This is a genomic window from Paenibacillus sp., from assembly GCF_035645195.1.
Classification (GTDB): Bacteria; Bacillota; Bacilli; order Paenibacillales; family YIM-B00363; genus Paenibacillus_AE.
Window position 1 is genome coordinate 133,322 of sequence record NZ_DASQNA010000041.1, and the last position, 25,549, is coordinate 158,870.

Annotated in this window: 20 protein-coding genes and 1 riboswitch; of the genes, 15 read left to right on the top strand and 5 right to left on the bottom strand. The window is 61.6% G+C overall.

The annotated features are described in order from the left end of the window. Positions 1-4: 4 nt before the first annotated feature. Complete coding sequence (locus VE009_RS22880) at positions 5-1,171, bottom strand: Ger(x)C family spore germination protein (RefSeq protein WP_325011700.1); 1,167 nt, start codon at positions 1,169-1,171, stop codon at positions 5-7. Further along, positions 1,168-2,715 carry a spore germination protein gene (locus tag VE009_RS22885; RefSeq protein WP_325011702.1) on the bottom strand — a complete coding sequence of 516 codons (1,548 nt, stop codon included), beginning with the start codon at positions 2,713-2,715 and terminating at the stop codon, positions 1,168-1,170. The genes VE009_RS22880 and VE009_RS22885 overlap by 4 nt, the downstream gene beginning before the upstream one ends. Positions 2,716-2,932: 217 nt before the next feature. Here VE009_RS22885 and VE009_RS22890 point away from each other — a divergent pair, with 217 nt between their 5' ends. From VE009_RS22890 to ggt, 3 genes are all read left to right on the top strand, one after another. After that, entirely contained in the window at positions 2,933-4,177 is a 1,245-nt protein-coding gene (locus VE009_RS22890; RefSeq protein WP_325011704.1) for an amidase, read from the top strand. Positions 4,178-4,246: 69 nt separating this feature from the next. After that, a riboswitch (cyclic di-GMP riboswitch) is annotated at positions 4,247-4,330 on the top strand. A 26-nt stretch (positions 4,331-4,356) separates the two neighbouring features. Next, positions 4,357-5,553 carry a hypothetical protein gene (locus tag VE009_RS22895; RefSeq protein WP_325011705.1) on the top strand — a complete coding sequence of 399 codons (1,197 nt, stop codon included), beginning with the start codon at positions 4,357-4,359 and terminating at the stop codon, positions 5,551-5,553. A gap of 72 nt (positions 5,554-5,625) precedes the next feature. Further along, on the top strand, positions 5,626-7,206 hold the full coding sequence (ggt, locus tag VE009_RS22900) for a gamma-glutamyltransferase (protein WP_325011707.1): 1,581 nt from the start codon (positions 5,626-5,628) through the stop codon (positions 7,204-7,206). Between the two features lie 45 nt (positions 7,207-7,251). Here the strand turns inward: ggt and VE009_RS22905 are convergent, their stop codons facing one another. Then, a complete protein-coding gene (locus VE009_RS22905; RefSeq protein WP_325011709.1) occupies positions 7,252-8,829 on the bottom strand; it encodes a HAMP domain-containing sensor histidine kinase in 1,578 nt (525 codons plus the stop codon). A 1-nt stretch (position 8,830) separates the two neighbouring features. Continuing rightward, the gene (locus tag VE009_RS22910) at positions 8,831-9,511 is read right to left on the bottom strand and encodes a response regulator transcription factor (protein WP_325011711.1); all 681 of its coding nucleotides are present in this window, start codon (positions 9,509-9,511) and stop codon (positions 8,831-8,833) included. 113 nt (positions 9,512-9,624) lie between these two features. Here VE009_RS22910 and VE009_RS22915 point away from each other — a divergent pair, with 113 nt between their 5' ends. The 7 genes from VE009_RS22915 (at position 9,625) to VE009_RS22945 (ending at position 18,245) form a co-directional block, all read left to right on the top strand. Then, entirely contained in the window at positions 9,625-10,515 is an 891-nt protein-coding gene (locus VE009_RS22915; RefSeq protein ID WP_325011713.1) for a sugar ABC transporter permease, read from the top strand. A gap of 11 nt (positions 10,516-10,526) precedes the next feature. Further along, positions 10,527-11,381, top strand: coding sequence for a carbohydrate ABC transporter permease (locus tag VE009_RS22920; protein ID WP_325011715.1), 855 nt, complete (start codon positions 10,527-10,529; stop codon positions 11,379-11,381). 22 nt (positions 11,382-11,403) lie between these two features. Continuing rightward, on the top strand, positions 11,404-12,507 hold the full coding sequence (locus VE009_RS22925) for an efflux RND transporter periplasmic adaptor subunit (protein WP_325011717.1): 1,104 nt from the start codon (positions 11,404-11,406) through the stop codon (positions 12,505-12,507). Positions 12,508-12,661: 154 nt separating this feature from the next. After that, positions 12,662-13,999: an ABC transporter substrate-binding protein gene (locus VE009_RS22930; protein ID WP_325011719.1), complete on the top strand. Its 1,338-nt coding sequence runs from the start codon at positions 12,662-12,664 to the stop codon at positions 13,997-13,999. Beyond that, positions 13,992-14,561 (top strand): RNA polymerase sigma factor, encoded by a 570-nt coding sequence (locus VE009_RS22935; protein WP_325011720.1) that lies wholly within the window; start codon positions 13,992-13,994, stop codon positions 14,559-14,561. Before VE009_RS22930 ends, VE009_RS22935 begins: the two co-directional genes overlap by 8 nt. 124 nt (positions 14,562-14,685) lie before the next feature. Beyond that, positions 14,686-17,217, top strand: a complete 2,532-nt coding sequence (locus VE009_RS22940) for a PAS domain S-box protein (RefSeq protein WP_325011722.1) — start codon at positions 14,686-14,688, stop codon at positions 17,215-17,217. A gap of 185 nt (positions 17,218-17,402) precedes the next feature. Beyond that, positions 17,403-18,245 (top strand): phytanoyl-CoA dioxygenase family protein, encoded by an 843-nt coding sequence (locus VE009_RS22945; RefSeq protein WP_325011724.1) that lies wholly within the window; start codon positions 17,403-17,405, stop codon positions 18,243-18,245. Positions 18,246-18,302: 57 nt separating this feature from the next. Here the strand turns inward: VE009_RS22945 and VE009_RS22950 are convergent, their stop codons facing one another. After that, positions 18,303-19,139: an AraC family transcriptional regulator gene (locus tag VE009_RS22950; protein WP_325011726.1), complete on the bottom strand. Its 837-nt coding sequence runs from the start codon at positions 19,137-19,139 to the stop codon at positions 18,303-18,305. A 152-nt stretch (positions 19,140-19,291) separates the two neighbouring features. On the opposite strand from VE009_RS22950, the gene VE009_RS22955 reads away from it, so the two are divergent. The 5 genes from VE009_RS22955 (at position 19,292) to VE009_RS22975 (ending at position 25,476) form a co-directional block, all read left to right on the top strand. Further along, on the top strand, positions 19,292-20,059 hold the full coding sequence (locus VE009_RS22955) for a phytanoyl-CoA dioxygenase family protein (protein ID WP_325011728.1): 768 nt from the start codon (positions 19,292-19,294) through the stop codon (positions 20,057-20,059). 181 nt (positions 20,060-20,240) lie between these two features. Beyond that, the gene (locus VE009_RS22960; RefSeq protein ID WP_325011730.1) at positions 20,241-21,839 is read left to right on the top strand and encodes a response regulator; all 1,599 of its coding nucleotides are present in this window, start codon (positions 20,241-20,243) and stop codon (positions 21,837-21,839) included. Further along, a complete protein-coding gene (locus VE009_RS22965; protein ID WP_325011732.1) occupies positions 21,836-23,587 on the top strand; it encodes a sensor histidine kinase in 1,752 nt (583 codons plus the stop codon). The genes VE009_RS22960 and VE009_RS22965 overlap by 4 nt, the downstream gene beginning before the upstream one ends. 126 nt (positions 23,588-23,713) lie before the next feature. Continuing rightward, positions 23,714-24,622: an ABC transporter permease gene (locus VE009_RS22970; RefSeq protein ID WP_325011734.1), complete on the top strand. Its 909-nt coding sequence runs from the start codon at positions 23,714-23,716 to the stop codon at positions 24,620-24,622. Continuing rightward, positions 24,616-25,476, top strand: a complete 861-nt coding sequence (locus VE009_RS22975; RefSeq protein ID WP_325011736.1) for a carbohydrate ABC transporter permease — start codon at positions 24,616-24,618, stop codon at positions 25,474-25,476. The genes VE009_RS22970 and VE009_RS22975 overlap by 7 nt, the downstream gene beginning before the upstream one ends. Positions 25,477-25,549: the final 73 nt, after the last annotated feature.

The following is a 25,549-nucleotide window of genomic DNA, read 5'->3' on the forward strand; positions in this document are numbered from 1 at the left end:
CTCCTTATTTCATTTGTTCCAACGATTTCGTCAGCGCGCCGTCATGTTCCAGATGGACGCGGGCGCGCACGCGGATGTCCGCCCGCGGCAGCTCCTCGCGTTCCCATCGGCCGCGGACGTCCTTCCAGACGCGAGGCTGCTTTCGATGAAGGGCGTCGCCGAAGCCGATCGGATCCGATTGATGCCGCTGACTTTCCCGAATCGCATGTTCGACCATCTTGGTCAGCCTCGATTCGACCGCCCGCTCCAATGCGTCGCGTTGGACGGTCGTCGAGGTCGGGTAGTCCGACATTTTTTCGGCGACGTTCCCGTGCGCCATGATCGTCACGTCGAAGCCGATGCGTGCGCCTTTGACCTTCGGCTCGATGCTCGTTATGGACTGTTGAAGCTGAATCATGATCGTTCCTTTCGCGCCGTGCGGCGGTTTCACGTCGATGAGCGGCGATCGCGCCTGGTTCATCGCGATCAAGAGCCCCAGCGCGTCGTCCTCCGATAAGATCGCCGCGAGCCGATCGTGGCGGAACAAGGCGACGCCGGCCAGCTCGATCGTCGATTTCGACTTCTTGATATTCGTCGCGGAGCTGATCCGCTTCACGGCCGGCGCGATCGGATCGATGCCTTCCGTCAGCAGCGAATAGAAGAAGATTCGCAAATTGATCGGATCGACGGTGGCGAGCTGCGCAACCTCTCGGAGCATCTCCGCGGGCATTTTCTCGATCGGCGCGTCGGCGGTCAAAATGTCCTTCGCATCCCCTATGGCGACGAGCGGGAATGCGCTCAGCCGGTTTTGCGGAATGCGAAAGACGGCGTCGAAAAACGGCATGACCCCTTGGCTGGCCAACGGCATACCGATGACGAACACGCGTCGGTGGGAGAAATTGAGCACGCGGGACAAATGGTCCTGCAGCGCTTCCGTTGCGCCGCGAATCGTTTTGCCGAACGCGGACTCGATATGCCACGCCTTCGAGCCGGACGTGCCGCCGCCGCCGCCCTGCGGGCCGCCCATTTGGCCGACGAGCGGAATTTGCAGCGTGCCGCGGTAGCCGTCTTTCTCGAGATCGATGGCGGTGCCGACGACGAAGGCGACGTCGTTGATTTCTCTCCGATCCCAACAACCCGTCAGCAGCAGCGCCATGCAGACGCACAGCGAGACAGCGGCCGCCCCTCTCATGTCGGCGCCGCTCCGTCGCCGCCGACTCGTCTCCGGTTTCTGCGGGAGAGGAAGGAGGGCCGGCGCCGCATCGACCACCATGGGACGCGGAGGAGAATATCTTTCTGATCTCCGGATCGGAACGGGGTGACGCCCGTCAAATACGGCACGCCGAATGACGTCAATTTGCACAAATGGAGCACGATCCATACGGTGCCGAGCACGATGCCGTACACGCCGAAGATGCTGCCGAGCAGCATCAGCGGGAACCGGAGCATCCGGATCGAAATGGCGAGATTGAAGCGCGGAATCGTGAACGACGCGATTCCCGTGAGCGACACGACGATGACGACCGGCGCGGAAACGATGCCCGCCTGGACGGCCGCCTGCCCGATGACGAGCGCGCCGAGAATGCTCACGGCCTGCCCGATCACCCTCGGCAGCCGGATGCCCGCTTCCCGGAGCGCTTCGAACGAAATCTCCATGATAAGCGCTTCGATCAAGGCGGGGAACGGAATCGGCTCCCGCGCCGCCGCGATGCTGAACATGAGGCTCGTCGGCAGCATGTCTTGATGGAACGTAGTGACGGCGATATATAATGCCGGCAAATACAGCGCCAAGAAAAGAAAGGCGTACCGAAGCATGCGCAGCAAATTCGCCACATAGTACCTTTCGTAATAATCTTCGCTCGAATGCATCAGCTGCCAGAACGTGATCGGACCGGTCAAGACGTTCGGCGTCCCGTCGACGAGAATGACGACGCGGCCTTCGAGCAGCATGGCGGCGGCCGTGTCGGGCCTTTCGGTGTACTGCATTTGCGGGAACGGGGAATGCGGATCGTCCTCGATGCACTCCTCGATATATCCGCTTTCCAGCACGCCGTCGATCCGTATGGAGCGAATGCGCTGCATCGCTTCCGCGACGACGCCGGGGTTCGCGACGCCCTGCAGGTAAGCGACGATGACATTCGTATGCGTGCGCTCTCCGACGCGAAGGGAGACCATTTTCAGATCCGTCGTCTTGATCTTGAGCCGCAGCAGCGACGTGTTGACTTGAATGTCCTCCGTGAACGATTCTTTCGGTCCGCGGATGCTCACTTCCGTCGTAGATTCCTGCACCGCTCGCCGGGTGGCGCCCGGCACGCGCAGCGCGATCGCTTCGGCAATGCCGTCGACGAGCAGCGCCGCGCCGCCTTCGGTCACCTCCGCGATGACCGCGTCCAACGTCTCGGCGACGGACGCCGCCGCCACCGACAGCAGGTGCTCGTTCAATCGGGAGGCGGCCGAACCGTTCCCCCCGGCGGATACCGCGCCGTCCAAGAACGGGCGGAGCGCATGCTCGCTCAGCTCTTTCGTCTCCGCCAGACCGGCAATATAAACGAGGCATGCTTTCGTCCCGTTCTCCGATTCCAGCATGCGGAAGACGACGTCGTCGCAGTTCGAGAACGCTTCCCGCACCGCTTCCACGTTCCGATCCAAGCGATCGACCAGCGCGGCGGAGGACGGCTTCGTCGAGGTTCCTTCTTTACTGGTTAAGCGATCTTTGATCCCGCCGTCTCGCATCATCTGACATCCCTTATCCGCTATAGTCGTACCCAAAGTTTGTCAATCCGCTTCCTTTTTTATGCAAACGGAGGCAATTAGACGGGGAACCAAAATGCGCCCCCGAAATTTAGTCTCGGTACCAAACTTGACCGAATCGTATTTCGGCGGTTGCCGCATCCCGATATAATGAAACCAGTTTCGAACGAAAGGCGAGGATGTCGATGGAACGCTCATTAGGATGGATGGCGCCGGTACGCAAGCGGGATGCCGCCGCCGGCAGGCCGTGACCGCGGCGGGGAAGGCGGACCCGTGGGGAGCGGTATGCGCGCCTGACGTTCGAAGGGACCCGATCGGTCATGGCGTACTGAACGCTCTGACGTTCGCGGCGAAGGACGTGTTCGAGGTTCGAGGCTACACCGCCGGCGCGGGCCATCCGGATTGGAAGCGGACGCACGCCCCCTCGGCACGCGACGCGGAAGCGATTGTGCGGCTGCTGCGCGCGGGCGCCCGGCTCACGGGCATGACGCATACCGATGAGCTGATGTACAGCTTGAACGGCGAGAATTACCACTACGGCACGCCGGTAAATCCGAAGGCGCCGGAGCATATTCCCGGCGGGTCGTCCAGCGGCTCGGCTTCGGCCGTCGCCGGGGAGCTGACGGATTTCGCCATCGGCACCGATACGGGCGGGTCCGTGCGCGTGCCGTCCGCGTATTGCGGCATTTACGGGTTCCGGCCGACGCACGGCGCCGTGTCCGAGGACGGCGTCATTCCGCTCGCGCCGTCGTTCGATACGGTCGGCTGGATGGCGCGGGACGCGCGCACGCTGGAAGCTGTCGGCGCAGCGCTGCTGGAGCAGCCGGACGACGCGGCGCCGTTCCGCCGGGCGATCATGCCGCTCGACGCCTGCGCGCTGCTCGCGCCGGAGTGCGAGCCGACGCTGCTGGGTCTCGTTCGCGAGCTCGCGGCGCGCGCCGATTCGCAAGAGGAGACGACGCTCGCGCCGGAGGGGCTCGAGGAATGGATGCGCGCGTTCCGGATTTTGCAGGCGTCGGAAATATGGCGGACGCACGGCGCTTGGATCGAACGGGTGAAGCCGCGCTTCGGTCCCGGCATCGCCGAGAGGTTCGCGTGGGCGAGCACGGTCGACGACGCCGCGAGCGCGGCGAAGACGGCGATGCGCTCGGTCATTCGCGAACGGCTCGTCGACGTTCTCGGCGAAGACGGCGTTCTCGTTCTGCCGACGACGCCGGGTCCCGCGCCGCGGCGGGGAGCGGGCGGAGAAGCGCTGGAGCGGCTGCGCAGCCGAACGCTGCAGCTGTGCTGCATCGCGGGCCTCGCCGGATTGCCCCAGGCGACGCTGCCGTGGGGCGACGTCGGCGGCTTGCCGGTCGGCGTATCCGTCGTCGCGGGCCCCGGGCAAGATCGAAGGCTGCTCCGATGGCTTCGACAAATCGCGGACGAGCGGACGCAGCTGACATAATTTACGCGATTCAAAATGATGGTTCCCCGTCTTGTGCGGCGGCGAATCGCCCCCTATAATGAAGTCTGCGATATAGCGGGATGCGAAGAAGCCTGCCCTGTACATGGACACTTAGGGTATGCGGAGCGAATAGTGTAACCGGCCCTCTTAGCGACATCGACCTAAGAGGAGACAACCAGATGAAAATCATTCAGAACGGAACATGGGCAAGCAAAGTCGGGGCGGCCGGATTGGCCGGCTTCATGCTGTTCGGCTGCGGCGCGGGCGCGCTGGACGCCGCGGCGGCCGCGAAAACGGCGGCGGAAGCCAAGGAGACAGGCAGGACGGAACAGCAGCGCATGACGGGCGCGATCAGCCCGGATTTCATTCCGACGCTCGCTCACTACGCGACCGACGTCGTGCTCACGGGCACCGTCACGATCGACGGTCCGAAGCTCGTGCTGCTCGTCAACGGACAAGACGTCAGCGCATCGGCGCAGCTTACGAAAATCGGCGATCGAACGTGGACGTACCGCTACCCGACGTCCGTCGGCTCGCAAACCGGCGACGTGGCGTTCAATGTCGACGCATATACGGTTTACATGAACGGCAAGACGGCGGGCGCCGTCCATACGCGGGCCGCATCCGCGGCCGCGCAAGTCGTGCACGTGCCGTTCATTAAGTATTACGAATATACGAATCTCTCTTGGGACGCGTACGACCGCGTATCGAATTTGTTCTCGTTCTCGTACCAATTGGTGAAAGTGTGGGACGACGAGGTGAGGGAGGTCGTGGCGGAGCCGACCTTGGCGCAGGTTGCGGGGGACGCGGTATACGCCGCATCGGGCTTCGAAATCGCGCCTCCGGTCGTGCTGCGGGACTTCGCGCTGACCGCCGCGGAGCCGGTATGGACGTACGAAGCGCCGACGTACAGCGTCGACTTCGCCGTCGAGAAGACGTACAGCAACGGCGCGAAGTCGTCGGAGACGGTGCAGCGCGCGGGCTTACTGCCGGGGACGTCCACCGACGTGACGGTAACGCTGGAAGGATGGACGAAGACGTTCACGCTCGCCGCTCCGGCCGCCCCGGCCGCTCCGGCGCCGTCGATTCCGGCCGAAACGACGGGCGTCGTGGACGAAAGCGGCATCGAGTCCACGTGGACCGGAACGTCGGCGAACGGCGGCAACGTGCAGCAAAACTACACGCTGCGCTACACGATCAACGGCACGTCGTTCGAGCAGAAGCTGCAAACGAATTTCACCAAGAACGGAACCGGTTTTACGACGCAGCAGCTTGTGTATCTGGCGAGCTACGAAGGTCAGACGGTGAAAATCGTCTACGCGCTGCCGTTCGTTCAGCCGGCTTCCTTGAATGACAACACGACGAACAAATCGTAAACCCTTTTGACCCAAGAGGCCTGCGGAACCGATCCGCAGGCCTCGCCTTTACTATGTGAGGAGTGGACCGAGATGCAGCAAACGTTCAAAGGTACGAAAGCGATGGTCGTCAGCCCCCATTACTTGGCTTCGGCGGCGGGAGCGCGCGCGCTCGCTCGAGGCGGCAACGCGTTCGATGCCGCGGTGGCGGTCAGCGCGTGTTTGGCGGTCGTCTATCCTCATATGACGGGGCTCGGCGGCGATGCGTTCTGGCTCGTCTGCCGCGCCGGGGAAGGAAAGGTGCGGGCGTACAACGCAAGCGGGCGTTCCGCATACGCCGCTACCCTTGCCCGTTACGCCGGACTCGACGCCATACCGGTACGCGGGCCTCTGGCCGCTTTGACAGTGCCGGGCATGGTCGACGGCTGGGACGCCGTGCTTCGGCAGTACGGGCGTCTCGGCCTCGCCGAAGCGCTTGAGCCGGCCATCGCGTACGCGGCGGACGGATTTCCGCTGTCCGCGGACCAGCACGCGAACACGGCGGCGCACGCTTCGGTATTGGAACGATACCCGTCGACGGCCTCCATCTATTTGCCGGGCGGGCGCGTGCCGAAAGCGGGGGAGCGGTTCGTGCAGCGGCAGCTGGCCGCAAGCCTCAGGCTGATCGCGGAGCAAGGGCGCGACGCGTTCTACCGAGGTCCGATCGCGCGGACGATCGCGGGCGAGGCGAGCGAGCACGGCGGGCTGCTCTCGGAAGACGATTTCGCCGATCACGAAGGCGATTGGGTCGATCCGATCACGACGACGTACCGGGGCTACGACGTGTTCCAGATGCCGCCGAATTCGCAAGGCTTCGCGGCGCTGATGGCGCTGAATATCGCGGAGCGCTTCGACCTCTCCGCCGTCGAGCACGGCTCGCCGGAGTATTACCATCTGTTGATCGAGGCGATCAAGCTGAGCTTCCGCGACCGCAACCGCTACCTCACGGACCCGGCATTCTCCGCGATCCCGCTCGACCGGCTGCTGGACAAAGCGTACGCGGCCGAACTCGCCGGCGCCATCCGTATGGACCGCACCGTCGACGTCAGCGCCGTGCCGCAGGGGAACGACACCGCGTACGCGGCCGTCGTCGACGAAGAGGGCAACGCCGTCTCGTTCATCCAGAGCTTGTATTTCGAATTCGGATCGGGCGTGGCGGCGGGCGATACCGGCATTTTGCTGCAAAACCGGGGCTCGTTCTTCTCGCTCGACCCGAACCACGTCAACCGGCTGGAGCCGCACAAACGGACGTTCCACACGCTCGCCCCGGCGATGGCGCTGCGGGACGGGAAGCCCGCGTTCGTGTACGGCACGCAAGGCGGGGAAGGGCAGCCGCAAACGATGACCGCCGTGTTCACCCGCATGGTCGATTACGGCATGGATCCGCTGCAGGCGGTTTCCGAGCCGCGGTGGGTGTGGGGAAGAACGTGGGGAGCGCCGACGCAGGAGGTTAAGCTCGAAGGGCGCATCGCGCCGGAGGTGGCCGAGGCGCTGCGCAAGGCGGGTCACCAGGTGAACGTCGTGCAGCCTTGGGACGGCATTATGGGTCACGCCCATGCGATCGCGATCGACGAGCGCGGCTTCCCGAGCGGCGGGGCCGACCCGCGCAGCGACGGCGCGGCCATCGGCTGGTAAAGGAAAGCGCGCGGACCGAATCGGTTCGCGCGCTTTTGCTATCCGCTATGAAGCTTCCTCGAGCTCGAAATAAAACTCGACGCCGCCCTCCAGATTCCTCGCGCCGAACGCGCTCCCGTGCAGCCGCAAAATTTGCCGCACGATCGCAAGGCCGATGCCCGAGCCGCCGTGCCCGCGGTGGCGCGATTTTTCCACGCGGTAGAAGTGCGTCCAAATGTGCTCGAGCTCCGCTTCCGGAATCGGCTCGCCGTCGTTCCAGACGACGACGCGCACGGTGCCGGGAGCCGGCCGGTCGATCCGCACGCCGAACGCGCCGCCGTCGGGCGTATGGCGGATCGCGTTGCTGAGCAGATTGGTCAGCACTTGCCGAATCCGGAACGGGTCCGCTCGAACGTCCGCGGCGGCGCCCTCGATTTCCAGCAGCTTGCCGTCGTAATAAGGCGCCAGCTTCTGCGCCGCCTCGCGAGCCGTCTCGGCGATGTCGAACGGCACGGGTTCGACGGTGTATTGCCCCGCTTCGAGCTGCGACAAATCGAGCATGTCGAGCACGAGCTTCTCCATCTGCGCCGCCTCGTCCATAATGACTTCCACGTAATGCGCCTTGCGCGCCTCGTCCCCCAAATTGTCCTGCAGCGCCTCCGCATAGCCGCTGATGAGGCTGATCGGCGTCTTCAATTCGTGCGAGACGCCGGCGACGAATTCTTTCCGAAGCTGCTCCAGCCGTTTCTCCCGCTCGATGTCCGCTTGCAGCTGCGCGTTCGTGCGCGTCAACTCCTCCATCGCGCGCTGCAAGTTGTCCGCGAGAAAATTGAGCGTCTCCGACAAATTGCCGAGCTCGTCCTTGCGCGCAAGGCGGCTGCGTTCGCTGAAATCGAGCTTCGCCATCCGTAGCGCGACTCGGTTGAGGGCGCGCAGCGGCTTCGTCAGCATGCCCGAGTAGACGAAGGCGAGCAGGAGCACGATGGCGATCGCCGCGCCGTACATCACGAAATAAATATCTCCGAGCACCATGACGGCGTCGCCGACCGGTTGGAGGGAGGTGACCGCGAACAGCAGCGCCGTGTCCCCGGTCTCGGTTTCCGCCGGGGCGATGACCAGCATGTGCGTCGCCGTTTCCAGACCCGGCAGCGGAACGTCGAACGTGCGGATGACCGCTCGCCCTTCCTCCATCACGGCGCGCAGCGCCTCCTCGTCGCTCGCCCAATCGCGAATGCCGAGCAGCAGCTTGTCCCGGTCAAAATCGAGAAACGGCATCAGCGGCGCGAGTTGCGGCGCGCCGCCCGGCTCGACTCGCAGCGTTCGAACGATCGTGCGGTTCCCGTCGCCGGAGCCTTGGCTCAGCGTTAAATGCAGCTGCCCGTCTTGGAAGGTGCCGATCGCCGTCATCGCGCCGAACCGATCCTCGAATCCAAGAAAATAAAGCGGAATCGTATTCGGATTCTCCTTCTCCCGAACGAATCGGTCGCGCAGCTCGATCCATTCGTTCCTGATCTCGGACTCCTTCTTGTATAAATAATATTTCTCGAAAAACAGCAGCTGTGACAGCATCAGCAGCGTCAGCAGCCCGATTAAGACGGCGCTGGTGATCGCGAACAGCTTGAACGCGATGCCTCGAAACCTCATCTTAATCGCCCGCCTTCAGCATATATCCGTTCCCGCGCACCGTGCGGATCCAGTCGGCGCAATGCCCGAGCTTTTGGCGCAGCCGTTTCACATGCGTGTCCACCGTGCGCACGTCGCCGAAATAGTCGTGGCCCCAGACGCTGTCGAGCAGCTGATCCCGCGACAAGACGAGGTTGCGGTTGCGGCACATGAACAGCAGCAGATCGAACTCTTTCGGCGTCAGCGCGAGCGGCTCGCCGCGGAGACGCGCCTCGAACGTCGCTTCGTTGATTTCGAGGTCGCCGGCGCGCACGAGCGCGGCGTCAACATCGCTCCCGGACCGCTCCGCGCGCTTCAGGAGCGCCCGCACCTTGGCGACGAGCACTTTGGGGCTGAACGGCTTCGTCACGTAGTCGTCCGCGCCGAGCTCGTAGCCGAGCAGCTTGTCCGCTTCCTCCGATTTCGCGGTTAAGATGACGATCAGCACGTCGGACTTTCGGCGCAGCGTCCGGCACACTTCGAATCCGTCCACGAACGGCATCATCACGTCCAGAATGACCAGATCGGCCGGATCCTTCGCGAACGCCTCGAGCGCCTGCCGGCCGTCGCGGGCGCGGAGCAGCCGGAACGGCTGCTCTTGCAAGTAGTCGCATATCAAGTCTTGCATTCTCGGTTCGTCCTCGACGACCATGATCGTTTTCACCGGCAACGATTCTCCCTTCTTGTCACACGCCCGTCACATTGCAAGATTATAGTTCTATTCATACCCGATCCGCCGCTAGAAAGTCCAACTATTATTTTACCCGGGAGGTTGTTATGGTTCAAAGCCGTCTTCGCCGTCTGTCGGCGCCGCTGCGGGGGGAAGGAGGGATCGCCCTTGCCTTCCTGCTCCCGAGCGCCGCCGGGTTTTGCCTCTTTTTCGCGCTTCCGTTCGCCGTAGGTTTCTATTATTCGCTGGTAGACCATCCGGTGCGAGGCGACTTCGTCGGATTCGCGAACTACCGGGAAGTGCTCGCGTCCGCATCGTTCCGCAAAGCGGCCGGCAATTCGCTGTGGTTCACGCTCGTCAGCGTTCCGGCTGTCATGTCGTTGTCGCTCGCTCTCGCGCTGCTCTTGAACCGCAACCTGCCGTTCCGCGATTGGCTGCGAACCGCCTACGTCATGCCGCTCGTCGTGCCGGTCGCCTCGGTCGTGTTGTTTTGGCAGGTGCTGTTCGACGGCTTCGGAGCGGTCAACGGCTGGCTGCTGTCGATCGGCGCCGTTCCCCGCGATTGGATGAAAACGGAAGCGGCCCGTTGGGTGCTCGTCTGCATGTACATCTGGAAAAACGTCGGATACAACATGGTGATGTTCCTCGCAGGACTGCAGATGATTCCGAAGGATTACTACGAAGCGGCAAGCATGGACGGCGCGGGGCGGCTGAGGCAGTTCGTGTCCATTACGCTCGTATATTTGACGCCGTCGTCGTTTTTCGTGCTGATCATGTCGATCATCAATTCCTTCAAGGTGTTTCGGGAGACGTACCTCGTCGCGGGGGAATACCCGCATGACAGCATTTATTTGCTGCAGCATTATATGAACAACATGTTTTTATCTCTGAACTATCAGAAGCTGACGTCCGCCGCGTACTTGATGGCGCTGGCGATCGCGGTCGCGGTCGTCGCGCTGTTCCGGGTGGAATCGCAATTTCGGAAGGCGTTGGAGTAGGGGGTGTCGGAATGACGCGGATACGGGAAAGCGTCGTCGCGGCGCTGCTGGCGGCGGGGGCGGCGCTCATGCTGCTGCCGCTCGTCGTGACGCTGACGAATTCGGTCATGACGGAAGAAGAGATTGGAATCAATTACGACGCTATCGGTTCCACGGCGGAAGCGGGGGCGTACGCGAATCTCAAACTGGTGCCCGACATGGTCTCGTTGGCGCAGTATGCGGTCGTGTTGTTGGATAAAAGCCAATTTTTGACGATGTTTTGGAACTCCGTCGCGCTTGTCGTCCCGATCGTCGCGGGCCAAACGCTCGTCGGCGCCATGGCGGCGTTCGCGTTCGCGAAATTGCGTTTTCCCGGCAGGGAGCGGCTGTTTCTCGTGTACCTTATCACGATGCTGATGCCGTTCCAGGTGACGCTCGTGCCGAATTATTTGGCGATGGAGCGGCTCGGGCTGCTCGATACGCGCTGGGCGATCATCTGGCCGGGGGTGTTCGCGGCGTTCGGCGTGTTCTTGCTCCGCCAGTTCATGCTGCACATTCCGAAGGCGTACGTCGAGGCGGCGCAGATCGACGGCGCGTCGTATGCGTACATTTTCGCGCGCATCATCGTGCCGATGACGGCGCCCGGCATCGCGGCCTTGTCGATTTTGGCGTTCGTCGACTACTGGAACATGGTGGAGCAGCCGCTCATTTTTATTCGCGACGCGTACAAACTGCCGTTGTCCATTTATTTGGCCAATGTCAACGAGGGGGACCGGGGCGTCGCCTTCGCCGCTTCCGTGCTGTACATGGCGCCGATGATTTTCGTGTTCCGGTACGGAGAGAACGAGTTGATCGAGGGCATACAGCTCTCCGGCGTCAAAGGTTGAAAGGAAGGATGGGGATGGTCGGTTGATCGCTGCAAAATCGGAGGAAGCTCGACAGCGCGAACGGCGCCGCGCGCTGCGCATCGTCATGGCGGCGTTTTTCGGGGGGCTGCTCCTCTTGTCGATGTTCGCGAATACGTATCGGCAGCTGACGCTGCCCAAGGTTCAGGCGGAGGAGGCGAAGCTCGGCGGATTATCGTTCACGATCGAAGGCGAGGGCACGGTCGAAGCGATGAGGGAAACCGAGGTGTACGACCGGACGGGATGGAAGGTCGCCGAGGTGCTGGTAGAAGAGGATCAATCTGTTAAAAAAGGCGAGCCGCTGCTTCGTCTCGATACGGAAGCCGCGGAGCGGGAGCTGTCGGACGAACGGATCCGACTGAAGAAATACGAGTTGCAATTGAACAGGCTGTTGGATCAATACAAGAAAGCGTCTATGGGCGGCAGCGAAGAGCAAGCGAAAACCGCGGAGCAGGACGTTCGCTCCCTGCGTCTCGACATCGAACTGCAGCGGCGGAAGATCGATCGGCTGCGCGAAAGGATCGACGAAGAGGGCACGGTGCGCGCGCCCGTCGACGGCATCGTGTTGAACGTTTCCGCTAAGGAGGGACTGCCTAACGGGCAAGGCGCGGCGGTCGTGCTCGCGGACGCGGCGGACGGCTGGGGGGTGTCGGTCGAGATCGACGAGGAATTGGCGTCGTACATCGCGCCGGGCCAAGAGGTGACGATGCAAATCATCGGCGACGAATACCGGACGGCGCACGCGACGCTCGAAAAAATCGAAGACGGCGGCCAGGGCAATCCTCGGAAGCTGCTTCGATTCCGATTCGCGGACGGAACGGTGCAAGGCGGGGAACGAGTGAGGTTCCGGTGGACGAACCAAACCCGGCAGCCCGGTCTGCTCGTGCCGAACGAAGCAGTGAAACAGGACGGGAGCGGCACCTACGTCTACGTCGTGAACGAGAAGACGAGTCCGCTCGGCAACGAATTCACCGTCCAGAAGGTGTACGTCAGCACGGGCGATTCGGACGCGGCGAGCACGCTCGTCGTCGGCGGATTGTCGCCCAAAGACCGGGTCGTGAAGGAAACGTCGGCGCCGCTGAACGACGGCGACCGCGTTCGCTATTAATCAATGAATGGAGGATAAGAGATGAACATGAAACGGAAAAAGGTTGCGTGGATCGCGATGGGGCTGGCGATGTTGTTGACGGCTTGCAGCGGGGGGGGCGGCTCCGGCAGGAGGCAACGACAGCTCCGGCTCCGGCTCCGGCGGAGGCAACGAGGTGCATCGGGAAGGAGGAAGCGGCGGAGGCCAGGAGGTGCATCAAGAAAGCGGGGGCGGTTCAGGGGAAAAGAAAACGGCGGTTACCGTATCAGTGCCGAAAAACAGCAGGTTTCTGCAGCAGGCCGAAGCCGAATTCGAGCAGGCGAATCCGACGATCGACATTCAAATTCAATCGTACGCCGCATCCCCCGAAGCTCAAGGCCCGGTCGTGGAAGAGCTCGGCGGCGGACTCGACGAAGCGACGCTGGAGAAATTCCGCTCGACCGTGAACACCGAGTTGATGTCGGGCCAAGGAGCCGATTTGATCGCGGTCGAGTCGCTCGCCTACGGGAAATATGCGGAGCAAGGCATGCTCGTCGATTTGACGGAACGGCTGCAGAAGGACGCCGCAACGAAGACGGACGAACTGAACGCGGGCGTGCTGGAAGGCGTCAAGGTGAACGGTCGGCAAGCGGCGCTCCCGATTTACTACAACTTAAATTTGATCGTGGGGAACGCCAAGCTGTTGAACGACGCCGGACTCTCCGTCGACGATCGAACGTGGACGTGGCAGGAACTGCTGCAGGCCGGGGAGCGGGCGCTCGCTTCGCGGCCGGGCGCCGCGCAAGTCGTCTTGGCCGGAACGAGCCCGGAGGAAGTGCTCGCCCGCATCGTCCAATCCGAGTTCGGACAGTACGCCGATGCCGCCGCCAAAACCGCGAATTTTACGAACGATTCATTCATCTCTCTGCTCCAAGAATTGAAGCGCCTATCGGATGCGGGACTGATCGACGCCGATGTCGAAACGGCCATGCAGGATTTGGACGTATTCAAATCGCTGCAGATGAAACGTCCGATGGAACTGTTCATGATGCCGAAAATCGCTTATCAAGGATCCGGGGAAGTATATTGGGCGCCCGGCGGCGGGGAAAGCCAAGGCATCTCCTACAATTCGGGTTTGATGCTGGCCATGAACAGCAATTCGAAGGTTCCGGAGGAAGCGTGGAAGTTTCTTTCGTTCCTGCTGTCGGATTCGGTGCAGTCGCATCCGAGCGTGGAAGGGTTTCCGGTCCGGAAGGCGGCGCTGAAGGAGATGTTGAACCGGGTCGTGGACATGATGAGCAAAGGCCAAATCCGGATGTCCGGTCCGGCCGGCGACACGCCCCCCGCGCCGACGGAGGCGGAGATCGAAGCGATCGCCGCATTGACGGAGCAAGTCGGGGCGTATACCGGCAGCGACCCGCAAATCCTGAGCATGGTCAAGGAGGAAGCGGCTTCCTTCTTCAACGGGGCGATGTCCGCCGAGGACGCGGCGGAGCTGATCCAAAACCGCGTCGGCACGTACTTGAATGAATAACGGCGCGTTTCAGGACGGCTTCGCCGCCGCCGTCGAGCCGCATCTTCCGCAGCTGAAACGGTACTGCGCGAGGCTCGCCCGTTCGCCCTGGGACGCGGAAGATTTGCTGCAGACGACGTTGATGAAGGCGTATTTGCACTATTGCCGGACGGGCGCGATTCGAGGCGGCGCTGCGCTGCTGTACCGGGTCGCTCGCAACGCCTGGATCGACGATTACCGCCGGCGCCGCCGAATGTCGGAGGAGCTCCGCCAAGCAGCGGAGGCTCGAGGCGACTTGGACTACGTGCTCGTCATCAGCTGCCTCGAAAGCTTGGCCGAACGGCTGCCGTCCCGCAGCGCGGAAATGTGGCTGCTCTCCGAATATTTCGGGTTTACGGTTCAGGAACTGGCCGATATGATGCACACGTCGGCATCCGCGGTGAAATCCCAGCTGCATCGAGCGAGAGGCCGGCTCCGCTCCGGAAGCCGTCTCGAGCCGCCCCGCGCCGCCGCGGACGGGGCTCGGCTGGAGCGCTGGGCGAGAGCGATCTTGTCGGGCGAACCCGACATTGCTTGTTCCTAATCGAGTTAACGCGAACACTTCGTCCGCACCGCGGGCGAAGTGTTTCTTTTTTCTCCCAAACGGCTTATGATAGAAACGGCGGCCCGTTCAATATGGTTAGCAGCTCGAATGGGGGAAACACCAAGTGTATGCATTCATCGAACAACATAACATTGCGCTGTTATCCATCTCTCAGCTTATTGCACTGATTACGTCGTACGTCTCCTTACATCTTCTCGGCTATATGAAAATCGAGCCCTGGAAATTTTGGCGTTGGCTGATCGCGGGGCTCATCGGCATCGGGCTTTGGGCGATGCATTTCACTGCGCTTATGTCCGTCGATCTCGGGTTTCCTGTCGCGTACGATAGGTGGCTTACGTTACTCTCTTTATTCGTAGCGGTAGGGACTTCCTATGCGGCGTTCGGCTGCTTCGGCGGCGGGGGCTCGAAATCGCGCTACGTCGGAGCCTCGCTCCTGCTCGGCCTCGGCGCCGTCTCCATGCATATGATCGGCGTGGAAGCCATTCAAGCAACCAAACAGTACGATCCGGCGATGGTTGTATTGAGCGGAGCGATCGGCGTCGCGGCCGCAATGTTGGTATTCGGCATCGCGGCGCGTCGGGAGCCCCGGCAAGGCGCGGCGGCGAGATTTTTCTGCGCGCTGCTGCTGACCGCGGGCATGACCTTCATGCACAGCGTCGGGATGCACGGTACAACGTTCGCGCCGCAGGCGGCGATCGCGGGGAGGCCGTATTTCGGACCCGTTTCCAACTGGCTCGCCCACACGGTCGCGCATGTGACGATCGGTATCGTATTGGCCGCTTTAATCGCGGTGTATCTCCATCGTTTGACATACAACGACCGGAAACATAAATCGCTGTTCGAAAATTATCCTGACGTCATCCTGCTCGTCGACGGGAACGGAACGATCCTGCAAAGCAACCGCGCGGCGGCAGGCGCGTTCGGATGGGAGCCCGAGGCGCTCGCCGGACGGACCTTCGACCTGCTCGTCTCCGAGGAGGATCGCTCCCGGGCGATAGAAACGCTGCGTCAAGCGGCCGGAGGCGCGCCGGTCGAGCTCGAGCTGACGATCCGGCACCGCAGCGGCCGCACGCTGTATTTCCAAACCAAAGCGATTCCGCATACCGGCGACCCCGCGGGTCAGTCGATATACGTCGTACTTAAGGACGTAACGGAGGCCAAGCTTGCCCGCAGGAAGCAGACGCAGATGGAGATGCAGTTCCACTCTGTCGTCGAGACGGCGCTCGACGCGGTCATCGTTACGGACGAGAATATGAACATTTTGGTATGGAACAAAGGCGCTCGAAAAATGTTCGGTTATTCCGAAGAAGAGGTGCTCGGCCAAAGAATCGATTTCATTATTCCGCAGCGCCTGCAGCCGTCGCACCGGGAAGCGGTCGAGCGGTATCGGCGTACGCAGAAGGGACGGATCGTCGGCACGACGCAGGAGCTGCACGGGGTTCGAAAAGGCGGGGAGGAATTTCCGCTGGAGCTGTCGATCAGCGCCTGGAAGGTCGAGGGAACTGCGTATTACAGCGCGATTATCCGCGACATTACCGAGCGGAAAGCGGCGGAGCGGGCGCTGCGCGTCAGCGAGGAGCGTTACCGTCAGCTGATCGAGTCGTTCCCCGAAGCGATCTTCATCGGACAAGGCAATCGGTGGGTGTATGCGAACGAAACCGGAGCGAAGCTGCTCGGCGCCTCGTCGCGGGAACAATTGTTGGGACGGGACGTCTTCTCGTTCGTACATCCCGAATACCATGCAAACATCCATGCCCGCATTCGGCTCACGGAAACCGAGGAACGCCGCACCGAGCGGATGGAGGAGAAGTGGATCCGGTTCGACGGCAGCGAAATTCACGTTCAAGTGTCCGCCATTCCCGCGAGGCTCGGGGATACCGACGGTCTCGTCCGCATCGTGCTCGTCCGGGATATGACGGAGCTTCGGAAAGCGCGGGAGCTCTACGAGCGTTCCGAAAAGCTTTCGGTAGCCGGGGAGCTGGCGGCGGGCATCGCGCACGAGATCCGCAATCCGCTGACGGCGATCAAAGGGTTCCTGCAGCTGATGAGCGAGGAACAGGAGCCCCCCTATTACGACATCATCCGCTCCGAACTGAGCCGCATCGAGTTCGTCATCAGCGAGCTGCTCATGATCGCGAAGCCGCAGCAGGTGCGCTTCGTGAAGCGCCGCATCGCCGACATCGCGGTGCAGGTCGTTGCGCTGCTGGAGTCGCAGGCGATCATGAGCGATGTCTCGATCGTCTGCGACATCGAGGCCGAGGACGCCGAAGTGCTGTGCGACGAAAACCAAATGAAGCAGGTGCTCATCAACATTATGAAAAACGGCATCGAAGCGATGGCGGACGGCGGCACGCTGCATGTCTCGTTGGAGCGTGACGGCGCGTTCGCGGTGCGCATCCGCATTCGCGACGAAGGCATCGGCATCTCGCCCGATATGCTGAAACGGCTCGGCGAGCCCTTCTACACGACGAAAGAGAAAGGGACCGGCCTGGGTCTCATGACCAGCTACCGCATCGTCGGCAATCACCGCGGCAGAATTTCGGTCGACAGCGAATTAGGACGGGGGACGACGTTTACCATCTCGCTGCCCGTCTCGAGAGATGACGACGGTTTGGAAGATATGTATCCGTTTTGATTAAACAGAATCGTTTTGGAAGAAAACGCCTCGGGGGAACCGAGGCGTTTTGCGCAGGACATTCCCAAAAAACGGTCCGTTGCCTCCAAAATTATGTCGTTCCGCGGCTCGCCGCGCTCCTCTACAATGGAAGCACGCAAGGCGCCGAACCTTGGAACGACGGCGCGCGCAGGAGGGGGACAACGATGGCGAACGAAATGCAAACGATAACCGAACAATCCTACGATACCGCTCATATCATGGGCTCCTTGTACGGCCCCGGGTTTCTAGGGCTGAAAGGCGCGTTCAGCCGCGAATGGACGGAGCGTCTGCGCGAAGACGTCGAGCGGCTGTACCGGGAAGCGCTTGAACGTCCCGGCGGAGCGGTCGGCCGCGGTCCGAAGCGGCATTATGTCGAAATTCATCCCGAAGACATTCGCGGCTTCGTGGAACTTGCGACGCATCCGTGGGTGACCGCCGTCTGCGAGGCGGTGCTCGGCCCCGATTACAAAATCGTCGAAATCGGCTTCGACGTGCCGAACCCGGGCGCGGTCGACCAGCCTTGGCATCGCGATTTCCCTTCGCCGGAGGAGACGTACCGGGGGAGACGGCTCAACTCGCTGGCGTTTAACGTAACGACGGTCGACGTGGAGCCGGACATGGGGCCGTTCGAAATCGCGCCCGGCACCCAGTGGGACGACGCGTCGGATTTCGAGTACGGCATGTTCCCGCCGAAGGAGAAGTACGCCCGCTACGAAGCGAGAGCGGAGCGGAAAATGCCGAAGATGGGAGACATTTCGGTGCGATCCGCGCTGACGATTCATCGGGGGACCGCCAACGTCTCCGATAAAGCGAGGCCGGTGCTCGTGCTCGGCGTCGACGCGCCGGGGGCGAACAATCACGAGCGGCACGATTTGCAAGTGACCCGCGCGTTTTATGAAACGCTGCCGGAGCGGCTGAAGACGCATTTGCTGTGCAGGATCGTGGATGAGTTGGAGCCGATCGTGCAGAAGCACGACATCGAAGGGTTGAAGATGGGGGAGGCGTAAGCGAGAGAGTAGCAAACCAAACAAGCCCTTCGGCTCGCGCCGAAGGGCTCGGCGCGTTTACGTCATCCAATCCTCCGCCGTTTCCCGGAACTCGCTGGGGGAGACGCCGGTCGCTTTTTTAAACAGCCTCGCGAAATAATTAGCGTCTTCGAACCCGAGCTGCGCGGCGATTTCGGAAACGCGGTCGGCGCGCCGGAGGAGCAGCTGCTTGCTTTGGTGAATTTTGACGGAATGGACGTACTGCAGCGGCGACATGCCGGTGTGCTTTCGGAACAGCTTACGCAGCTGCGCTTCGCTCAGGCCGACCCATTCGCCGAGCTCGCGGACGGTCGGCAGCCGCCGCGGCTGCAGGGCGATCGTCTCCGCGAGCCGGGCGAGGCGGGCGTCGGCGTACGGCGCATTCCCTTCGGCCGCCGCCCCCGCGACGAGCGACAGCTCGATCCATTCCGCGAGCAGCAGCGTCAGCAGCGCCTGACGCTTCATCGGCGCCAGAGCCGACGTTGCGTCGGCCGTCTCGGCGAGCTCCGCCAGCCGGGCGCGGAACGGCAGCGCCGATTGGCAATGCGGAAACCGAACGAGTTCGAGCCAAGGCAAGGAAGCGGCGTACGGCAGACGGACGTCGAAATTGACGCTGAGAATGTCGATGTCATCCGCGATCGCCCGACTCGAAATCCGCGCGTTCGCCGGCAGGCAGACGAGCTGCCCCCGCTCGGCGCGGCGCGTTTCGCCGTTCACGGCGAACGCGAAGCTGCCCCCGATCACATGCCACAGAACGGCATGCTTCAGCTTCCGCTCGGGAATCGCCCAGCCGCCGTCGAGCCGATACCGCCTTGCCGAATAGCACGTAATCTCCAAAGCGTCCACCCACAAATGCGCGCCCGCAACCGAAACCATGCCCATTCCCCGCCTCTCGTCGATCTTCGTTCGCGACCATTGTACCGCCCATGAGCGATTTGTGCTAGCATTGATCGTTTTGACGGCTGATGCGGCGCCGCGGCCGTTCGTATAATGAGAATCACAAGGGCGAGTCGAAGGAGGAGACGCGAATGATCGCGGCGGGGACGGCGTTTTCGTTGAAACAGTACGAGGAAGAAGGGTACAGCGGGCCGATTCAGGGGCTGACCTCGGAGGAGGCGGAGGATGGATACCGCCGGTTTTTCGAGACGATCGGGCAATCGAGGCATGCGTGCGGTCCGACGTCGTCGCCCATGTCGGCGTGGCATCACCGGCACGCATGGGCGTACGAGCTGGCGACGCACCCGTCGATCGTTACGGTCATGCAAGACATCCTCGGACCCGATCTGATTTTGTGGGCGATGCATTTTTGGTATAAGGAGCCGTTCAACGACAAGTTCATTCCTTGGCACCAGGACATTCATTATTGGCCGATGGATCCTCCGATCAATGCGACGGCGTGGGTAAGCCTCGGATTTTCGCTCGCGGAGAACGGCTGTCTGCGCGTCATCCCCGGCACGCACGGCGGGGAAACCGTCCATGCACCAATAGGCGACGACGGCAGCGCCTTCCGGGAAGGCGTCAGGCCCGAGGACGTCGACGAAACGAAGGCGATCGACTTGGAAATGGCGCCGGGGCAAATCGCGTTCTTCAACGAGCGCATCGTGCACGGGTCGAACCGGAACGGCTCGCCGATTCCCCGCGTAGCGTTCTCGGTTCGGTACACGACTCCCGAAGTGAAGTTCAAGATCGACGAATGGGAAGGCGACAAAAACCGCATCCGGACGTTCCTGGTCAGCGGGGAGGACCGCCGCCGCTACAATGACGCGATTCGCGGAGAACCGCCTCGCCGCCAATAATCGACGAGCGCGGTCTCGCCAACAAGCCGAGCTTGCCCGATTCATCGGGGCGGGGTCGGCTTGCGTGCGTGAACTGGGGTAAAATGGTTATTCCGTTCGGGTTGCAGGTTTCCGAGTGCGGAAGGATAATACATACATGAAATGCTAACGCTTACATTCTGTGCGGAAAGGAGATCTCCATATGACGAATAAACCGCTGAACGTTCTTGTCGTGGACGATGAACTGCCGATTCGTCAAGAGCTGCGCGCGTTCCCGTGGGACGCGTGCGGCGCCCGATGGGCCGGCGAAGCGGAGAACGGCGAGGAAGCGCTGACGCTGTGCGCTCGTCAGCCGCCGGACGTCATCGTCTCCGACATTACGATGCCGATTATGGACGGCCTGACGTTCGTCAAGGAAGTGCGCCGCCGGTATCCGGGAGTTCAAATCATTTTGCTGACTTGCCACAGCGATTTCCGCTTCGCGCAGGAAGCGATCCGCATCGGGGCGTTGGAGTATATCCTGAAGGTGTCGATGGACGAGGAAGAGCTGCTGCGCGCCATCGCCAAAGCGCGCGAAGCGATCGAGCGGGAAACCGACGCGCGGCGGCAGGAAGCGAGAAAGCGGGAGGCGCGAAAAGCGAAGGCGCTCGAGTCGTTGCTGCGCGGTGTGAAGGGCGACGGCGCCGCCGCGGTTGACGGCGGGGCGCGCTGGGAGACGCTCGATATCGGCGACCGTTTCCCGTTACGCTGCGTCCGGCTGCGGATTCGCCTCCCGGCGGACGATCCGTTCGCGTTCGACGAGTTGCTTGACGCCTTGACGGCGTTCGAGCGGCAGCAGCGGGAGCGCGTCGGTTGGCTCGCCTTGCCCGGCGAGGAGTTCGCTTTGTTTTTCCCTGGAGAAGAGCCGGAACCATCCGTCGCCGACCGGCTCATCCAGCTGTTCTCCTCGATCGCGGAGGCGGTCGGGAGCGACGCCGCCGGGAGGGCGCCGGTATGCCGGGCGTGGATCGCCGGGGTCGTCCGCACGCGCGAGGAGGCGCTCGCAAAGCTCGGGGAACAGACGGACTGGATAGATTGGCTGTTTTACGAGCGAGACGACGAGCCGATCGTGCTGGCCGGTTCGCCGCAGCGGCCGCTGGGGGAGCTGTCCGAGCGGCACCGCAAATTTCTTCGCGTCTCGGTGCAACGCTCGGACGCCGACCCGGAGCGGCTGCTGAGGTTTTTCCGTACGGAGTTTCCCGCATGGTGCGCCCGCGAACGGATCCGTCCCGACGCGCTGAAACGGTGGCTCATCCGGTGGTGGACGGAATGGCTGTCGGAACGGGAACGGGAGGGAGGAGCGGCGCAGCGGCACTGGCACCTTCCGTCGTTCGCCGCGGCCGACAGCTTAGAGGGGTTGTCCGCGGATTTGGAAAGCGCCGTTCGGGCCGTGCAGAGCTCTGGAGCGAGGCTGCGTCCGGAAATTCGGGAAGCGAAGCGGCACATTAAAGAACATCTGCATGAAGCGCTGTCGCTGGCCCGCGTCGCGGAGCACGTCGGCTTAAGCCCGGAATACGTCAGCCGGCTGTTCAAAGACGAAACCGGCGAATCGGTCAATCAATATATTACGAGACTGCGAATGGAGAAGGCGATGGAGCTGCTCCAGCATTCCACGCTGCGGGTGTACGAAATCGCCGAAGCGGTCGGCATCCCGAATTACCGGTATTTCGCGTCCACGTTCCGCAATTGGACGGGAATCGCGCCGACCGATTTCAAAAGCGGCCGTTCGCCGGAACCGGGGCAGGACGGGGGACGGCCATGAGATGGATCCTGAAGTTCCAAAAGCTCGGCATCGCGACGAAGCAATTCATCTATTTGTTTTCCGTCACGCTGACGATGTTTTTGCTGCTCGCTTGGAACAACTTGAACGAAGCGGAACGGCTTCTGAAGGAGCGGGCGACGACCGACGCGGAGCTGCTCGTGGCCCGCACGAATCAATTCATCGACGCGAGCCTCGACAACGTCGAGAATATGCTCCTGCTGCTGTCTTCCCGCCACGAGCTGCTGGAGCCCGGCAGCGAGGAGGCGGCCGTCCGCACGCTGCAGGACTACGCCAATTACAATAGCTCCGTCGCGAGAACGCTGTATTTCGTCCGTACCGACGGACGAGTCCTCTCCAATTCGCAAACGATTTACGAAATCATCGGCAATCCGCATTTGCACTCCTTGTATAAGCAAGCGCTCGGCAACTACGGCGCCATCCGGGTGAGCGAACCGTACCGTTCCCCCTTGTCGGGTCATACGCTCGCCTATATGATGCCGGTGACGGATCGGGCTAAGCAGCTGAAGGGCGTCGTCATCGCGGAAATCGATCTCGACCTGCTCGCCGCCCGCATCGCGCCGCTCATCTACAAGTCATACGCGCTCATTTCGGCAGACGGCAACGTCATCAACCGGATCGATCCGTCCGAGAAGCTGCTTCCCGTCAAACCGAGAACGTATCCGCCCGAGCTTGAGCCGGATTTCGTCGAGAGGCTGCCGGAGCTCAAGGTCGGGGTCGACAGTCTGCGGATCGGCGGCGATACGCTCGTCGTCGTCAAATCGGGCAAAAACCGGCTCGGCTGGTCCTTGATCGCATTCATCCCCGAGGATTCGTTTTACAAAGATTTGCAGCCATTGTACGAAAACTACCGCGCGGCCTCGATCGCCTGGGCGATGATCCTGCTGTTCAGCGCCTACATGCTGTCCCGTTCGTTCACGAAGCCGATCCGCCGGCTCGTCGAGAAAATGGATCGGTTGAGCGACGTGCAGGTCGTCTCCAAACTGTCCGAAACACGGCAGGACGAAATCGGACGGCTCGCGCGAAGTTACAATGCGATGCTCGAGCGTATCCATAATTTGCTCCAGGAAACGAAGCGGGCGGAGGAGCAGAAGAAAGAGTACGAGCTGAAAATGCTGCGCAGCCAAATCGCGCCGCATTTTCTGTACAATACGCTCGCCTGCATCAGCAGCCTCGCCAAGCAGCAGCAAATCGCCGAAGTGCGGCAGACGATTCGTTCGCTCGTCGGTCTGCTGACGTTCAGCTTCGACAAGCAATCGGAGTTCGTCACGCTGGCGGAGGAGCTGGAGGGACTGCGCATGTACATGCAAATACAACAGGTACGCTACGGAGAGAGGTATGCGTACGCCGTCGACGTCGACCCGTCGCTGCTAAACTGCCGCATGCTGAAGCTGACGCTGCAGCCGCTCGTGGAGAATGCGCTGTTCCACGGCATCGCGCCGAAAGGCGGCGGCACGGTGACGGTAAAAGCGAAGGCGGAGAAGGGGAGGCTGCGGCTGTACGTGCGGGATGACGGCGCCGGGATGGACCGGACGGCCATCCGTTCCGCCCTGCGGCAGCAAGCGGCCGAACCGTCCAAGCACCGGTTTACCGGCATCGGTCTCTCCAACGTGCATGAGCGCATCCGCATCCATTTCGGCGAACCGCACGGGCTGAAAGTCGCGAGCCGCAAGGGCGCCGGCACCGTCGTCCGCATCGATGTGCCGCTCGAGGCGTACGTGCCGGAGTAACGGCGACCGTCAGGTCAAAAATTCGAACATTATTTCGGAATTTGTGTATAACGGCCCGAATCGAACCTCGGATACACTAAATACAGAAATGCAAGCGTTTACAACAAGTGCGGAGAGGTGACATTCATGGCCGTGGTCGCTCGATCGATACGCAAATTTTGGCCCTTATACCTCATGCTGCTGCCGGGGGTCGCATACTACGTCGTCTTCCGTTACTTCCCGATGTACGGCATGATCATCGCGTTCAAAGACTTCTCGATCATGGACGGCATCGTCGGCAGCGGATGGGCGAACCCGTGGTACAAACATTTCGAGGCGTTTTACCGATCGCCTTATTTCAGCCAGCTGTTGACCAATACGCTGCTCATCAGTCTCTACAAGCTCGTGTGGGGGACGATCCCCCCGATCGTGCTGGCGCTGCTCCTGAACGAATGCCGCGTTCGATGGCTGAAATCGATCGTGCAGACGCTGACGTACATGCCGCACTTTTTGTCCTGGGTCATCATCTTCGGCATTCTGCTGGCATTGTTTTCCCAGAACGGGGGGCTGGTCAACCGGTGGATCGTCGAGAACGGCGGCGAATCGATTCCGTTCTTGACGTCTACGGATACGTTCCGCAGCATGCTCGTCGGCTCGGACGTCTGGCAAAATCTCGGTTGGGGCGCGATCATTTATCTCGCCGCCATCGCCGGCATCGACCCGACGCTGTACGAAGCCGCCCGGGTGGACGGCGCGAATCGGCTGCGCATGATCTGGCACATAACGCTGCCCGGCATTCGCAACGTCATCGTCCTGCTGCTGATCTTGAAGCTCGGACATGTGATGGACGCCGGTTTCGACCAAATTTACATCTTATATAACATTCAGGTGTACCCGGTCGCGGACATTCTCGACACTTGGGTGTACCGAACCGGTTTGCAGCAGCTGAATTTCAGCCTCGCATCCGCCGTCGGCTTGTTCAAATCGCTGATCGGCATGGTGCTTGTGTTAGCCGCGAACCAAGTCGCGAAGCGGTGGGGGGAAGGCATATGGTAAGAAGCCTAGAGGATAAAGTATTCAACGCCGTCGTCTACTCGATTCTTGTCTTCTGCGCGCTGATCGCCGTTTTCCCGCTTATGTACGTCGTGTCGGTGTCGGTGACGCCGTTCGGCGAAGTGCTTCGCAACGGGGGATTCATTCTGATCCCTAGAGAAATTACGTTCACGGCCTATCGGACGCTGCTGACGGAATCGAACATTCCGCAGGCGTTCCAGGTGACGGTGTTCATTACGGTCGTCGGGACCGCCATCAACTTGGTATTAACCGCCTTGATGGCGTATCCGCTCAGCCGCAAAAATTTGCCGGGCCGGGAATGGTTTTTGCTGATGATCTTGTTCACCTTGATTTTTAACGGAGGCTTGATCCCGACCTACCTGACGGTGAAAGGAGTCGGCTTGCTCGACACCGTCTGGGCGATGATCCTGCCGAATGCGATATGGAGCTTTAATGTGCTCATTATGAAAAGCTTCTTCGAAGGGCTTCCCGAAGAGCTGTTCGAATCGGCCCGCATGGACGGGGCGAAGGAGTTCCGAATTTTGCTGCAGATCGTAACGCCGCTGTCGGTTCCCGTCATATTGACGATCGGGTTGTTTTACTTGGTCGGTCACTGGAACGAATTTTTCCAAGCGGTCTTTTACGTGACGGATCGGACGTTGTTCCCGCTGCAAGTCGTCGTGAGAGAAATTTTGATGCAGAGCCAGCAGCCGCTCGAGAATGCCGACAACGTCACCCCGACCCAAACAATGCAGATGGCGTCCGTCATTCTCGCCAGCCTGCCGGTGCTCATCGTATATCCGTTCATTCAAAAGCATTTCACGAAAGGCATGCTGCTCGGCTCGATCAAAGGGTAAGCCGGATCGCCGCGCGGGAACTGGCCAGACGCGCGGCCGTCCGTACCATATCATTAGAATGCAGAAAGGGGTT

Bases quoted from the DNA above. Each gene is read 5' to 3' on its own strand.
- VE009_RS22960 (WP_325011730.1), top strand. From the start codon at position 20,241: ATGACGAATAAACCGCTGAACGTTCTTGTCGTGGACGATGAACTGCCG.
- VE009_RS22950 (WP_325011726.1), bottom strand. From the start codon at position 19,139: ATGGTTTCGGTTGCGGGCGCGCATTTGTGGGTGGACGCTTTGGAGATT.
- VE009_RS22965 (WP_325011732.1), top strand. From the start codon at position 21,836: ATGAGATGGATCCTGAAGTTCCAAAAGCTCGGCATCGCGACGAAGCAA.
- VE009_RS22915 (WP_325011713.1), top strand. From the start codon at position 9,625: ATGGTTCAAAGCCGTCTTCGCCGTCTGTCGGCGCCGCTGCGGGGGGAA.
- VE009_RS22905 (WP_325011709.1), bottom strand. From the start codon at position 8,829: ATGAGGTTTCGAGGCATCGCGTTCAAGCTGTTCGCGATCACCAGCGCC.
- VE009_RS22955 (WP_325011728.1), top strand. From the start codon at position 19,292: ATGATCGCGGCGGGGACGGCGTTTTCGTTGAAACAGTACGAGGAAGAA.
- VE009_RS22890 (WP_325011704.1), top strand. From the start codon at position 2,933: ATGGATGGCGCCGGTACGCAAGCGGGATGCCGCCGCCGGCAGGCCGTG.
- VE009_RS22945 (WP_325011724.1), top strand. From the start codon at position 17,403: ATGGCGAACGAAATGCAAACGATAACCGAACAATCCTACGATACCGCT.
- VE009_RS22895 (WP_325011705.1), top strand. From the start codon at position 4,357: ATGAAAATCATTCAGAACGGAACATGGGCAAGCAAAGTCGGGGCGGCC.
- ggt (WP_325011707.1), top strand. From the start codon at position 5,626: ATGCAGCAAACGTTCAAAGGTACGAAAGCGATGGTCGTCAGCCCCCAT.
- VE009_RS22885 (WP_325011702.1), bottom strand. From the start codon at position 2,715: ATGATGCGAGACGGCGGGATCAAAGATCGCTTAACCAGTAAAGAAGGA.
- VE009_RS22975 (WP_325011736.1), top strand. From the start codon at position 24,616: ATGGTAAGAAGCCTAGAGGATAAAGTATTCAACGCCGTCGTCTACTCG.
- VE009_RS22935 (WP_325011720.1), top strand. From the start codon at position 13,992: ATGAATAACGGCGCGTTTCAGGACGGCTTCGCCGCCGCCGTCGAGCCG.
- VE009_RS22970 (WP_325011734.1), top strand. From the start codon at position 23,714: ATGGCCGTGGTCGCTCGATCGATACGCAAATTTTGGCCCTTATACCTC.
- VE009_RS22920 (WP_325011715.1), top strand. From the start codon at position 10,527: ATGACGCGGATACGGGAAAGCGTCGTCGCGGCGCTGCTGGCGGCGGGG.
- VE009_RS22880 (WP_325011700.1), bottom strand. From the start codon at position 1,171: ATGAGAGGGGCGGCCGCTGTCTCGCTGTGCGTCTGCATGGCGCTGCTG.